This is a genomic window from Mumia sp. zg.B21 (assembly GCF_019550855.1).
Lineage (GTDB): Bacteria > Actinomycetota > Actinomycetes > Propionibacteriales > Nocardioidaceae > Mumia.
On the sequence record NZ_JAHWCJ010000004.1, the window covers coordinates 272,468 to 285,538 of the forward strand.

Annotated in this window: 13 protein-coding genes; 11 read left to right on the top strand and 2 right to left on the bottom strand. The window is 69.6% G+C overall.

Annotated elements, in window-relative coordinates:
* Window positions 1-143: 143 nt before the first annotated feature.
* On the top strand, window positions 144-1,979 hold the full coding sequence (locus KV100_RS16545) for a long-chain fatty acid--CoA ligase (RefSeq protein WP_220344206.1): 1,836 nt from the start codon (window positions 144-146) through the stop codon (window positions 1,977-1,979).
* Window positions 1,980-2,048: 69 nt separating this feature from the next.
* Here KV100_RS16545 and hemW read toward each other — a convergent pair whose 3' ends face one another.
* Entirely contained in the window at window positions 2,049-3,275 is a 1,227-nt protein-coding gene (hemW, locus tag KV100_RS16550; RefSeq protein WP_220344207.1) for a radical SAM family heme chaperone HemW, read from the bottom strand.
* A 92-nt stretch (window positions 3,276-3,367) separates the two neighbouring features.
* Here hemW and KV100_RS16555 point away from each other — a divergent pair, with 92 nt between their 5' ends.
* Genes KV100_RS16555 through KV100_RS16565 form a run of 3 tightly spaced genes read left to right on the top strand, consistent with a single transcriptional unit; the run spans window position 3,368 to window position 5,705 of the window.
* Window positions 3,368-3,760, top strand: coding sequence for a GntR family transcriptional regulator (locus tag KV100_RS16555; protein WP_220344208.1), 393 nt, complete (start codon window positions 3,368-3,370; stop codon window positions 3,758-3,760).
* Window positions 3,757-4,656 carry an ABC transporter ATP-binding protein gene (locus tag KV100_RS16560; RefSeq protein WP_220344209.1) on the top strand — a complete coding sequence of 300 codons (900 nt, stop codon included), beginning with the start codon at window positions 3,757-3,759 and terminating at the stop codon, window positions 4,654-4,656. Before KV100_RS16555 ends, KV100_RS16560 begins: the two co-directional genes overlap by 4 nt.
* Window positions 4,653-5,705 (top strand): ABC transporter permease, encoded by a 1,053-nt coding sequence (locus KV100_RS16565; RefSeq protein ID WP_220344210.1) that lies wholly within the window; start codon window positions 4,653-4,655, stop codon window positions 5,703-5,705. Before KV100_RS16560 ends, KV100_RS16565 begins: the two co-directional genes overlap by 4 nt.
* A gap of 12 nt (window positions 5,706-5,717) precedes the next feature.
* On the opposite strand, the gene KV100_RS16570 is transcribed toward KV100_RS16565, so the two are convergent.
* Complete coding sequence (locus KV100_RS16570) at window positions 5,718-6,572, bottom strand: DUF3097 domain-containing protein (protein ID WP_220344716.1); 855 nt, start codon at window positions 6,570-6,572, stop codon at window positions 5,718-5,720.
* A 122-nt stretch (window positions 6,573-6,694) separates the two neighbouring features.
* Between KV100_RS16570 and hrcA the strand changes: the two genes are divergently transcribed.
* The 7 genes from hrcA (at window position 6,695) to era (ending at window position 13,061) form a co-directional block, all read left to right on the top strand.
* Window positions 6,695-7,714, top strand: a complete 1,020-nt coding sequence (hrcA, locus tag KV100_RS16575) for a heat-inducible transcriptional repressor HrcA (protein ID WP_220344717.1) — start codon at window positions 6,695-6,697, stop codon at window positions 7,712-7,714.
* Between the two features lie 17 nt (window positions 7,715-7,731).
* A complete protein-coding gene (gene dnaJ, locus KV100_RS16580) occupies window positions 7,732-8,877 on the top strand; it encodes a molecular chaperone DnaJ (RefSeq protein WP_220344211.1) in 1,146 nt (381 codons plus the stop codon).
* Window positions 8,878-8,995: 118 nt separating this feature from the next.
* A complete protein-coding gene (locus tag KV100_RS16585; RefSeq protein ID WP_255559410.1) occupies window positions 8,996-9,988 on the top strand; it encodes a PhoH family protein in 993 nt (330 codons plus the stop codon).
* Window positions 9,969-10,463, top strand: coding sequence for an rRNA maturation RNase YbeY (gene ybeY, locus KV100_RS16590; protein WP_220344212.1), 495 nt, complete (start codon window positions 9,969-9,971; stop codon window positions 10,461-10,463). The genes KV100_RS16585 and ybeY overlap by 20 nt, the downstream gene beginning before the upstream one ends.
* The gene (locus tag KV100_RS16595; RefSeq protein ID WP_220344213.1) at window positions 10,460-11,767 is read left to right on the top strand and encodes a hemolysin family protein; all 1,308 of its coding nucleotides are present in this window, start codon (window positions 10,460-10,462) and stop codon (window positions 11,765-11,767) included. The genes ybeY and KV100_RS16595 overlap by 4 nt, the downstream gene beginning before the upstream one ends.
* 23 nt (window positions 11,768-11,790) lie before the next feature.
* A complete protein-coding gene (locus KV100_RS16600) occupies window positions 11,791-12,147 on the top strand; it encodes a cytidine deaminase (RefSeq protein ID WP_220344214.1) in 357 nt (118 codons plus the stop codon).
* Complete coding sequence (gene era, locus KV100_RS16605; protein ID WP_220344215.1) at window positions 12,144-13,061, top strand: GTPase Era; 918 nt, start codon at window positions 12,144-12,146, stop codon at window positions 13,059-13,061. The genes KV100_RS16600 and era overlap by 4 nt, the downstream gene beginning before the upstream one ends.
* Window positions 13,062-13,071 lie beyond the last annotated feature (10 nt).

The following is a 13,071-nucleotide window of genomic DNA, read 5'->3' on the forward strand; positions in this document are numbered from 1 at the left end:
GTGGCCGACGGGCACCCTGCGTCACCAGGGGTACTGATCGGTAACGATTATCTGATGGATGTGCCTCGGATCACGTCGATCACGTACGATTCGAGCCATCCTGTGATCGCCATCACCACCCCTAACGATGAGGTGCACCCTTCATGGCCAACGCCCCGACACCCGAGCATCTGGAGATTGTCGAGTCCCGTGCCAAGAACGTCGGCGAGATGTTCTTCGCCCGAGTACGCGAGACCCCCACTCGTGAGGCCTACCGCTACCCGGTCGGCGAGAACTGGCGCTCCCTGACCTGGGGCGAGACCGGAGACGTCGTCTCCCGGATCGCGGCAGGTCTCGTCTCGCTCGGCATCAAGCCGGAGGAGCGCGTCGCGATCGCGTCCGGGACCCGCTACGAGTGGATCCTCGCCGACCTCGCCATCATGGCGGCGGGCGCTGCGACGACCACCGTCTACCCGACGACCGTGACCGACGACGTCGCCTACATCCTCGCGGACTCCGGGAGCCGGATCGTCTTCGCCGAGGACGCCGTCCAGCTGGCGAAGCTCCAGGACAAGCGCAGCGAGCTCCCCGACGTGATCAAGGTCGTGCTGTTCGACGGTGACCACGACAGCGACTGGGTGATCACCCTCTCCGACCTCGAGCAGCTCGGAGACAAGCTGCTCGCCGAGCAGCCGTCGGTCGTCGAGGAGCGCGTCGCTGCGATCTCGCCGGACCAGCTCGCGACCCTGATCTACACCTCCGGCACGACCGGCCGTCCCAAGGGAGTCCGGCTCACGCACGACTCGTGGACGTACGAGGGAGCAGCGGTCGCCGCGGGCGGCTACATCACCATCGACGACCTCCAGTACCTCTGGCTCCCGATGGCACACTCTTTCGGCAAGGTGCTCCTGTCGACGCAGCTGCAGATCGGCTTCCCGACCGCCGTCGACGGCGCCATCCCCAAGATCGTCGACAACCTCGCCGTCGTGAAGCCGACGTTCATGGGCGCGGCACCGCGCATCTTCGAGAAGGCCTACGGCCGCATCGTCGGGATGATGGAGGAGGAGGGCGGCGCCAAGCTCAAGCTCTTCCGTTGGGCGACCAAGGTGGCGGCCCAGGTCAAGGCTCTCGAGCGAGAGGGCAAGAAGGTCCCCGCCGGGCTGGCCTTCCAGCACCGGCTGGCCGACAAGATCGTCCTCTCGAAGGTGCGGGACCGATTCGGTGGACGCGTGCGCTTCTTCATCTCCGGAGCCTCCGCGCTGTCGCAGGAGGTCGCCGAGTGGTTCGAGGCTGCCGGCATCCTCATCCTCGAGGGCTACGGCCTCACCGAGAGTGCGGCCGGTTCCTTCGTGAACCACCCCGACCAGTACAAGCTCGGCACCGTCGGCCTGCCGATGCCTGGCACCGAGGTCAAGATCGCGGAGGACGGCGAGATCCTCATCAAGGGTCCCGGTGTCATGCAGGGCTACCACAACCTCGAGACCGAGTCCGCGTCGACGGTGACCGACGACGGCTGGCTCGCGACGGGCGACATCGGCCAGATCGACGAGGACGGGTTCCTCCGGATCACCGACCGCAAGAAGGACCTCTTCAAGACCTCGGGCGGCAAGTACGTCGCGCCGTCGCACGTCGAGGGCGTCTTCAAGGGGGTGTGCCCGCTCGCCAGCCAGATGGTGGTGCACGGCAACAACCGCAACTTCGTGAGCGCCCTCATCACGATCGATCCCGACGCCGCGACGCTCTTCGCCGAGAACCACGGCCTTGCGGGCAAGTCGTACGCCGAGATCGTGACGTCGCCGCAGATGCACAAGGCGATCGAGGGCTACGTCGAGGAGCTCAACTCCAAGCTCAACCGCTGGGAGACGATCAAGAAGTGGCAGATCCTCGACCGCGACCTGTCGGTCGAGGAGGGCGAGATGACGCCGAGCCTCAAGCTCAAGCGCAAGTTCGTCGAGGACAAGTACCGCCCGATCCTGGACGAGTTCTACGCCGGCACCTGACCGGCAGCTGTCTCAGGAGGGCCGCACCCCCGCGGGGTGCGGCCCTCCTCTGCGTGAGAGCGGGGTCGCCTACGGCAGGAGGCGGCGCACGACCGCGTCCGCGAGGAGGCGGCCGCGGACGGTGAGAACGAGACGGTGGCTGTCGTCGGAGAGCTCGACGAGCCCGTCGGAGACGAGCCCCGGCACGGCGGCACGTCCCGCGGCATCCAGCCGGACGAGCGGCATGCCGTCGTGCAGGCGCGACTCGAGCAGCACCTGCTCCACACGACGGGTCTCGAGGTCGAGGATCTCGCGCCCGTGCCCGGGGGATCGGCCCTCGGCCAGCCGCTGGGCGTAGGCGGCGGGGTGCTTGACGTTCCACCAGCGGGTGCCGGCGACGTGGCTGTGCGCCCCCGGCCCGAAGCCCCACCAGTCGGCACCGGTCCAGTAGAGCTCGTTGTGGCGGCACCGCGCGGCGTCGTCGCGGGCCCAGTTCGACAGCTCGTACCACCCGAGGCCCGCGGCGCTGAGCCGCGCGTCCGCGGCGAGATACATGTCGGCCATCAGGTCGTCGTCGGGAGCTGCGACCTCGCCGCGGGAGACGCGGCGTGCGAGCGCGGTCCCCTCCTCGACGATGAGGGCATAGGCACTGACATGGTCGGGACCGAGTGCGAGTGCCGTGTCGAGCGACCGCTCCCAGTCCGCCAGCGACTCTCCGGGCGTGCCGTAGATGAGGTCGACGCTCACCTGCGAGAAGCCGGCGTCGCGGGCCCACCGCACGACGTCAGGCAGTCTGGCCGGGTCGTGCGTGCGGTCCAGCGTCGCGAGAACGTGAGGGACCGCGGACTGCATGCCGTACGAGATGCGGGTGAAACCGCGTGAGCGGAGCGTGGCGAGAGACGCGGGGGTCACGCTGTCGGGGTTCGCCTCCGTGGTGGCCTCGTAGTCGGCCGCCAGCCCGAAGGTCTTGTCGATCCCCTCGAGGATGCGTCCGAGGTCGTCGGAGGCGAGGAGTGTGGGCGTGCCGCCGCCGATGAACACCGTCTCGACCTCCGGCAACGGGCGGTCGGCACGCTGGAGCACCTGAGCCGCCAACGCGATCTCGGCGAGCACGGTGTCGGCGTAGGAGTCGTGCGAGGCGCCCGGTCCGAGCTCGGACGACGTGTAGGTGTTGAAGTCGCAGTAGCCGCACCGCGTCACGCAGAACGGGACGTGGACGTACACGCCGAAGGGCGCGCCCCCGAGGGCGTCGAGCGAGGCTGCAGGGAGGGCGCCGTCAGCGGGGACGGCTTGTCCCTCGGGAAGCGTGGACGGCATGCCTCCAGTGTCGCAGGGCGGCTGCAAGGACTCTTGCGGTCGGATCCGCTGCTACCTATAGTGCTATTCAGATAGCACATTAGGAGTATCGAATGATCGAGTTCCACCTGGACTCCCGGTCGGGCGTCTCCGCGTACCTGCAGCTCGTTCAGCAGGTACGCCGCGCCCTCCGCCTCGGGCTCCTCGACGAGGGCGACCAGCTCCCGACCGTCAAGGACGTCGCGCGTGCGCTGGCGATCAACCCCAACACCGTCCTGAAGGCCTACCGCGACCTCGAGCGCGACGGCCTCGTTGCTCCGCGTCCGGGTGTCGGCACGTTCGTCACGCGGACCCTCACCGACAACACGCTGGCGGCGCACGGCCCGCTGCGTACCGACCTCCAGCGGTGGCTGTCCAAGGCCCGCCGCGCCGGCCTCGACGACGAGAGCATCGAGGCGTTGTTCATGACCACCTTTCGGGCCGCCTCCGAGGAGGACATCGCATGACCACAGCACTGAGAACGCATGAGCTCGGCAAGAGATACGGCCGAAGTCGCCACTGGGCCCTGAAGGACTGCACGTTGGAGCTCCCGGCCGGCCGCGTGGTGGGTCTCGTCGGGCCGAACGGCGCCGGCAAGAGCACGCTGCTCGGCCTCGCGGCCGGGATGCTCGTGCCCACCGTCGGTCGCATCGAGGTGCTGGGCGAGGGGCCGTCGTCCGGCGCTGAGCACCAGGCGCGCGTCGGCTACGTGAGTCAGGATGCGCCGACCTATCGGGGGATGAGTGTCGCCGACCACCTCCGGATTGGCTCGCACCTCAACCCGCGATGGGACGACGTGCTCGTCCGGGACCGGATCGACCGGCTCGGCATCGACCTGCGGCGCCGCACCGGCAGCCTCTCGGGAGGCCAGCGCGCCCAGATCGCGCTCACGGTGGCGATCGGCAAGCGGCCGGAGCTGCTGATCCTCGACGAGCCCGTCGCGGCCCTCGACCCGCTCGCCCGACGCGAGTTCATGCAGGACCTGATGGAGGCGGTCGCCGAGCAGGACCTCACGGTCGTCCTGTCCTCGCACCTCGTCTCGGACCTCGAGCGCGCCTGTGACTACCTCGTCGTGCTGGTGGACTCCGAGGTCCGGGTCGCGGGCGACCTCGACGATCTGCTGGCCTCGCACCGCCGCATGACCGGCGCGCGGCGTCCCTCCGACGCAGGCCCAGCCGGCCACCACGTCGTGACGGCGAGCCATACCGACCGCCAGAGCACGTTCGTCGTCCGCACCGGCGGACCCGCGGTCGATCCCTCCTGGGACGTGACCCCTCTCGGGCTCGAGGATCTGGTGCTCGCCTACCTGCGCGGCGACGCCTCGTACGAGCGCCCGCGCCCGACCGTCGAGGTGATCCGATGATCTGGCTGACATGGCGCCAGCTGCGTGTCCAGGCGATTCCGGTCGCGGGTGCCGTCGCTCTGCTGCTCGTGGCACTGGCCATCACCGGGCCCGGGATCGTCGACGCGGCAGAGGACGGCGCACGCTCGTTCCTGACAGGACTGAGCGCCGACGCGTTCAACGTCACGCTCTACTACGTCGGCATCGCGGCGGCGTACGTCTTCCCGCTCGTCGTCGGGGCGTTCTGGGGGGCGCCGATGGTCGCGCGCGAGCTGGAGGCGCGGACGCACCGCCTCGCGTGGAGCCAGTCGGTCACGCGCACACGGTGGCTCGCCGTCAAGCTCCTCGGCGCCGCCCTCGTCACGGTGTCGGTCGCTGGGCTGCTGTCGTGGGGTGTGACCTGGTGGGCCGGACCGATCGAGCGCGCGATCGCGACCGGCGAGGGGACGGGGCCGTTCATGGTCTCGCGCATCGAGCCCGCAGTCTTCGGAGCCCGGGGCCTCGTCCCGATCGGGTACGCCGTGCTGGCGCTCGCGATCGGCGTGCTGGCTGGGCTCGTGGTGCGACGGACCGTCGCGGCGATGGCAGTGACGCTCGTCCTCGTCCTTGGCGCCCAGCTGTTCGTCGGGGTCGTCGTGCGGGCCCAGCTCGTCGAACCCGAGAAGGCCACGAGCTCGATCACGCAGGAGAACCTCGTCGGTCTGATGGTCGAAGGAGCCTCAGGTCCAGGAGACCCGATCGAGAACGTCTCCGAGATCCGTGTCGAGACGGGCCGCACCGGCACGTGGGAGCTGTCGAACGTCACGCTCGATGCCGACGGCGAGCGCATGCGGTCGTTGCCGGCGTGGGTGGCCGACTGCGGCGGGCCGCCACCGGGGGAGAGCGCGCAGGCGGGTGCGCGGGCGGCGTGCTTCGACCGGTTGGCGGACGAGGGCTATCGGCAGCAGGTCACGTGGCACCCGTCCAGCGCCTTCTGGACTCTGCAGTGGCGCGAGACGGCGCTGCTCCTCGTACTCGCGCTCGGCCTCGGCGGGCTGTGTTTCTGGCGGATCCGCGGCGACGCACCGTAAGGGCGGGCGCGGTCAGGTCGTGACGAAGTCGATGAGCTCCTCGACCCGCCCGAGCAGCGCCGGCTCGAGGTCGGCGTAGGAGCGGACGGACCCGAGGATGCGCTTCCAGGCGTGCGCGATGTCGGCCTGGTTCCGGTGGGGCCACCCGAGCGACTGGCAGATGCCGTGCTTCCACGACATCGAGCGTGGGATCACCGGCCACTTCTCCAGCCCGAGGCGCTCGGGCTTCACGCCCTGCCAGACGTCGACGTACGGGTGCCCGACGACGAGCACGTGCTCCTTGTACGGTCCGCGCAGCACCGAGGCGGCGATGCGCGACTCCTTCGACCCCGGGACGAGATGGTCCACGAGCACGCCCAGGCGGCGTCCCGGACCGGGCTTGAAGCGGTCGACGACCGACGGGAGGTCGTCGACCCCCTCGAGGTACTCGACCGCCACCCCCTCGATCCGCAGGTCGTCACCCCACACCTTCTCGACCAGCTCCGCGTCATGACGTCCCTCGACGTAGATGCGGCTCGCGCGTGCGACCCGTGCCTTCGTGTCGTGGACGGCGACCGAGCCGGACGCGGTGTGCGTCGCGCGTGCGGGCGCGGCGCGTCGTACCGGCGCCTTGAGCACGACCGGCTTGCCCTCGAGGAGGAAGCCCGGCCCGAGGGGGAAGGTACGCCGCCTCCCGCGACGGTCCTCCAGCTCGACGGTGTCGAGATCTCGGTCGGTGCGCGTCACGGCGCCGCAGAAGTCGGTCTGGACCTCCTCGAGCACCATCCCCACCTCCGCCTCCACCTCGGTGGACCGCCCTCGCTTGGGGACGCGCCAGTCGCCGGCCAGGACATCGGATCCGTATCGGTCGTGAGCCACGAGGAGCAAACTAGCCGAAAGAACGTGCGGCACCTCGCAGCCACACGCGACTGGTGAGGCTGGCTAGACTGGCACTCAGGGCACCGGAGTGCCAAAGATCATCGACACGAGGAGGGACCGTGGCTGACGTCGTGCTCGATGAACGCAAGCTCGCGGTCCTGCGCGCCATCGTGGAGGACTACGTGGCGACCCAGGAGCCGGTGGGCTCGCGGGCGCTCGTCGACCGCCATCAGCTGGGTGTGTCGCCGGCGACGGTCCGCAACGACATGGCGATCCTCGAGGAGCACGGGTTCATCGCCCAGCCGCACACCAGCGCGGGCCGGATCCCGACCGACAAGGGCTACCGCCTCTTCGTCGACCGGCTTGCCTCCGTCCGGCGGCTGAGTCCTCCCGAACGCCGTGCGATCGAGTCGTTCCTCGACGGCGCGGTCGACGTCGACGACGTCGTCCAGCGCAGTGTCCGGCTGCTCTCTCAGCTGACCCACCAGGTCGCGCTCGTGCAGTACCCCTCCCTGACCCGCTCGACCGTCCGTCACGTCGAGCTGGTCCCGATGGAGCGCGGCCGCATCCTGCTGGTGCTGATCACCAGCTCCGGACGTGTCGACCAGCGCATCGTGGAGCTCCCCGAAGAGCCGTCCGAGATGCTCCTCGCGGACTTGCGAGCGCGGATGATCGGCGCCGCGGTCGGGCAGCGGCTGCCGGACGCCTCGGCATCGGTGGCCGACCTCATCACGACCTTCCGTCCCGAGGAACAGCCCATCGCCACCGCTGTCGTCGCGACGCTCACCCGGGCGTTCTCCGACGAGCGGGCCGACGAACGCGTTGCCGTGGGCGGGGCCGCCAACCTCGCCCGGTTCGGCACCGACTTCGACACCTCGATCAAGCCGGTCCTCGAGGCGCTCGAGGAGCACGTGGTGCTGCTCAAGCTCCTCGGCGAGGCCACCTCTCCGACCACGCTCACCGTCCGCATCGGCACGGAGGTTCCGTACGAGGAGCTCTCGGCGACCTCCCTCGTGGCCACCGCGTACGGCACCGACGACGAGCCGCTCGCCACCCTCGGCGTCGTCGGGCCCACCAGGATGGACTACCCCGGCACCATGGCGGCGGTACGCGCCGTCGCACGCTATGTCGGCCAGACCCTCAGCGACTGAGAGACAGACAACGACGCATGAGCCAGAACTACTACGAGACCCTCGGTGTGAGTCGCGACGCGACTCCGGAGGAGATCAAGAAGGCGTACCGGAGGCTGGCGCGCAGCCTGCACCCGGACGTGAATCCAGACCCTGAGGCGCAGGAGCGGTTCAAGACCGTCACCGTCGCCTACGAGGTGCTCTCCGACGTGGACAAGCGGTCGTTCTACGACCGCGGAGGCGATCCCCTCGCCGGTGCGGGTGCCAGCGGCGGCTTCGGCGCCGGCTTCTCGTTCAACGACATCATGGACGCGTTCTTCGGGCAGCAGACCCAGCGCGGCCCACGTGGTCGTGCCCGGCGCGGCAACGACGCCTTGATCCGCATCGGCGTCCAGCTGGCCGAGGCGGCCTTCGGGACCACGCGCGAGCTCAAGGTCGACACCGCCGTGGTCTGCTCGACCTGTCACGGCAACGGTTCGGCGGACGGCGCGGAGCCGATCACCTGCCAGACGTGCCGCGGGCACGGCGAGGTGCAGCACGTGCAGCGGTCGTTCCTCGGAGACATCCGTACGGCCCGCCCCTGCCCGACCTGCCAGGGTTACGGCACCGTGATCGCGAACCCGTGCGAGGAGTGCTCCGGTGACGGCCGGGTCCGCGCCCGACGCACGCTGACCATCAAGGTGCCCGCCGGCGTGGACAGCGGCACCCGGATCCAGCTGACTGGCGAGGGTGAGGTCGGCCCCGGCGGCGGTCCCGCCGCCGACCTGTACGTCGAGGTCGAGGTGGAGCCGCACGACGTCTTCACCCGCTCCGACGACGACCTCTACTGCGACGTCCGGGTCCCCATGACCGCTGCGGCGCTCGGCACTCAGATCGACCTGCCGACGCTCGAGGCCGACACCGGTGTCCCGGCCGAGGAGGCCACGATCGGCTTCGACATCGTCCCCGGCACCCAGTCCGGCGAGACGGTCACGATCCGCGGTCGCGGCGTCCCGCACCTGCGCGGGGTCGGACGCGGTGACCTCAAGGTCCGCGTGGTCGTCGAGACACCCACCAAGCTCGACGACCGGCAGCGCGAGCTGCTCGGCCTCCTCGCCACCGAGCGGGGCGAGGAGCTGGTCGAGGGCGAGTTCGCCGCACCGCACCGGCGGGTGTTCGACCGCATCCGGGACGCCTTCCGCTGATCGGAGCCACCGAGGCGGCACCCGGCGGTCGAGATCGTGCTTTCGTGCGACCGCCGATGCCGCCTACGATGGACGAGTCCGAACTCACAGAAGGAGAACTGCTCCCGCGGGAGCGCCGATGACTACGCCTGAACCCTTGCAGCACATGGTCACGATCCCGGCGAGCATCCCCATGGTGTCGCTGCTGGGCCCCACCGACGAGTTCCTGCGCCTGATCGAGGCCAGCTTCGACGCTGACATCCACGTCCGCGGCAACCAGGTCTCCATCCGCGCGACGGCCGCGGAGTCGGCGATGGTCGAGCGTCTCCTCGAGGAGCTCGTGACCATGATCCGAACCGGTCAGGGCCTGACGCCCGAGACGATCGAGCGGAGCATCGCGATCCTCCGGGCTGAGACCGAGGAGCGCCCCGCCGACGTGCTGAGCCTCAATATCCTCTCCAACCGCGGCCGTACGATCCGCCCCAAGACGCTCAACCAGAAGCGCTACGTGGACGCGATCGACCGACAGACGATCGTCTTCGGGATCGGTCCGGCGGGTACGGGCAAGACCTATCTCGCCATGGCCAAGGCCGTCCAGGCCCTGCAGGCGAAGGAGGTCAACCGGATCATCCTCACGCGTCCTGCCGTCGAGGCCGGCGAGAACCTCGGCTTCCTGCCGGGCACGCTGAGCGAGAAGATCGATCCCTACCTCCGGCCGCTGTACGACGCCCTCCACGACATGCTGGATCCCGAGACGATCCCCAAGCTGCTCGCGGCCGGGACGATCGAGGTCGCACCGCTGGCGTACATGCGCGGGCGGACCCTCAACGACGCCTTCATCATCCTCGACGAGGCACAGAACACCTCGCCGGAGCAGATGAAGATGTTCCTCACGCGCCTGGGATTCGGTTCCAAGATGGTCGTGACCGGCGACGTGACCCAGATCGATCTCCCCAACGGCCAGCGCAGCGGGCTGAGGATCGTCCGCGAGATCCTGGACGGCGTCAAGGACATCTCGTTCCCGGTGCTGACCTCGGCCGACGTGGTTCGTCACAAGCTGGTCGGCCGTATCGTCGCCGCCTACGACGAGTACGAGGGTGAGGGCGAGAGTCGTGAACGTCGACATTCTTGACGAGTCGAGCTTTCGTGATGCCGACGGGGCCCCCGTCGACATCGAGCGCCTGACCCGCCTGTCGCGGTTCGTGATGGAGCAGATGCGACTGGCGCCCGCGACGGAGATGACGATGATCGTCGTCGACGCCGGCACGATGACCGAGTACAACGAGAAGTGGATGGACAAGACAGGCCCCACCGACGTCCTGTCCTTCCCGATGGACGAGCTCCGACCCGGCACCGACGACCTGGAGGCCGAAGAGGGATACCTCGGCGACATGGTGCTGTGCCCCGAGGTCGCCACGGCCGACGCCGAGGCCGAGGGCCTGGTCCTCGCCGACCACCTCGAGCTGTTGACGGTGCACGGGATCCTTCACCTGCTGGGCTATGACCACGCCGAGCCCGAGGAGTACGAGGAGATGTTCGCGCTGCAGGACGTGCTGCTCGCGCGCTGGCGCGACGGCGGACGCACGACGGAGGAGGCGCAGTCGTGAGCTCCGACGTGTGGCTGGTGGTGTCGGCGATCGTGCTGGTCGTCCTCGCGGGGCTCCTCGCGAGCATGGACGCCGCCATCTCGACCTTCTCCAAGGCGCGCGCCGACGAGCTCGTCGCCGAGGGCCGCTCCGGAGCGGCGAGGATCGCCAAGATCGTCCGCGATCCCGCCCCGTACATCAACACCGCGCTGTTCCTCCGCATCCTCGCCGAGACGGGCGCGGTCGTGATGGTGGCGGTCGTCTTCGTCCACGCTCTCGACGGGCAGTGGGAGCAGGTGGTCGTCGCGACCCTGGTCATGGCGGTCGTGTCGTTCGTGGCGATCGGAGTCGGTCCGCGCACGCTCGGGCGCCAGAACTCCGAACGCGTCGCGCTGCTGTCCGCCGCACCGCTGGCCGCCATCACCCGGATCCTCGGGCCGGTGCCGCGGCTGCTGATCATGGTCGGCAACGCGCTGACGCCGGGCAAGGGGTTCCGGGAAGGGCCGTTCTCCTCCGAGGCCGAGCTGCGCGAGCTCGTCGACCTGGCAGAGCAGAGCGCGCTCATCGAGTCCGACGAGCGTCAGATGATCCACTCGGTCTTCGAGCTCGGCGACACGGTCGTGCGCGAGGTGATGGTGCCTCGGACCGACGTGGTGTTCATCGAGCGCACCAAGACCCTTCGCCAGGCCATGTCGCTCGCGCTGCGCAGCGGCTACTCCCGCATCCCGGTGACCGGCGAGAGCCTCGACGACGTCGTCGGCATGGCCTACCTCAAGGACATCACCAAGCGGGTCTTCGACAACCGTGACGCCGAGACCACCGAGCGGGTGGAGTCGGTCATGCGGCCGTGCTCCTACGTGCCCGACTCCAAGCCCGCGGCCGACCTGCTGCGCGGGATGCAGTCGGAGCGGACGCACGTGGCGATCGTCGTCGACGAGTACGGCGGCACCGCCGGGATGGTGACGATCGAGGACATCCTCGAGGAGATCGTCGGTGAGATCACCGACGAGTACGACGCGCCGCCGGAGGACGTCGAGCACCTCTCCAACGGCTCGGTGCGGATCAGCGCTCGTTATGACGTCGACGATCTTCAGCACCTCTTCGGCGTCCCCATCGAGGACGACGACGTCGACTCCGTCGGTGGTCTCATGGCGAAGCACCTCGGCAAGGTCCCGATCGCCGGCAGCGAGGTGTTGCTCGACGGCCTGCGCTTCGTCGCCGAGGCGCCTCGCGGACGCCGCAACCGCATCGGCACGGTCCTGGTCAGCCGCGAGGAGACCGAGGACGACTCCGCGGAGTCGGTCGGCGCGGCCGCGTCCGGCTGAGGGCTCGCCGATACCCTGGCTTCATGGCATCCGCACCGCTTGGCGTCGACGACCCCGAGGACCTCAAGATCCTGACCCTCGCACGCGCCACCCGCGCCCGCACCCGGGCGGCAGAGGGCGCCTCGGTCCGCGACCGTGACGGACGCACCTACGCTGCCTCGACCGTCGACCTCCCGTCGCTGCAGCTGTCCGCGCTGAGTCTCGCGGTCGCGATGGCGGTGTCGTCGGGTGCGACCGGTCTCGAGGCGGTGGCGGTGAGCACCGACGCCGACGGCGTGCGCGACGAGGACCTCGCCGTCGTCCGCGACCTCGCGGGCAGCGGCGTGCCGGTCCTGGTCGCCGACGCCCAGGGCTCGGCCCAGCGTGTGGTGCAGTCGTGAGCGCCTTCCGGTCCGGCTTCGCGTGCTTCGTCGGGCGGCCCAACGCCGGTAAGTCGACCCTCACCAACGCGCTCGTCGGTGACAAGGTCGCGATCACCTCATCGCGTCCCCAGACCACCCGGCACGTGATCCGAGGTCTCGTCCACACGCCCGAGGCGCAGCTGATCCTGGTGGACACCCCAGGCCTGCACCGGCCGCGCACGTTGCTGGGCGAGCGCCTCAACGATCTCGTTCGGAGCACGTGGGGCGAGGTGGACGTGGTGGGCGTGTGCCTGCCCGCCGACGAGAAGATCGGCCCCGGCGACCGCTACCTGATCGGCGAGCTGGCCAAGATCCGCCGGACGCCGATGATCGCGGTCGCCACCAAGACCGACAAGGTCGCCCCCGAGCGGCTCATGGCACACCTCGCCGACATCGCCACGACCGGCGAGGAGCTGGGCGTGGAGTGGCGGCACATCGTGCCGGTGTCGGCGAAGTCGGGCTACCAGGTCGCGCACCTTCGTGACCTGCTGATCGACGAGCTGCCCGAGGGTGTCCCTCTGTATCCGGAGGGTCAGCTGACGGACGAGCCGGAGGAGACTCTGGTCGCCGAGGTGATCCGCGAGGCGTCGCTCGAGGGCGTCCGAGACGAGCTGCCGCACTCGATCGCGGTCGTCATCGAGGAGATGGTGCCCCGCGAGGACCGCCCGGAGGACCGGCCGCTCGTCGACGTCCGCGCGACCATCTTCGTCGAACGCGACAGCCAGAAGGGCATCGTGATCGGCAAGGGCGGATCGAGGCTGCGTCAGATCGGGTCGGACTCGCGCGGCCAGATCGAGCGGATCCTCGGCACCCCGGTCTTCCTCGACCTGCGGGTCAAGGTGGCAAAAGACTGGCAGCGCGACCCCAAGCAGCTGCGGCGCCTCGGCTTCTGAGGCGGCTCGC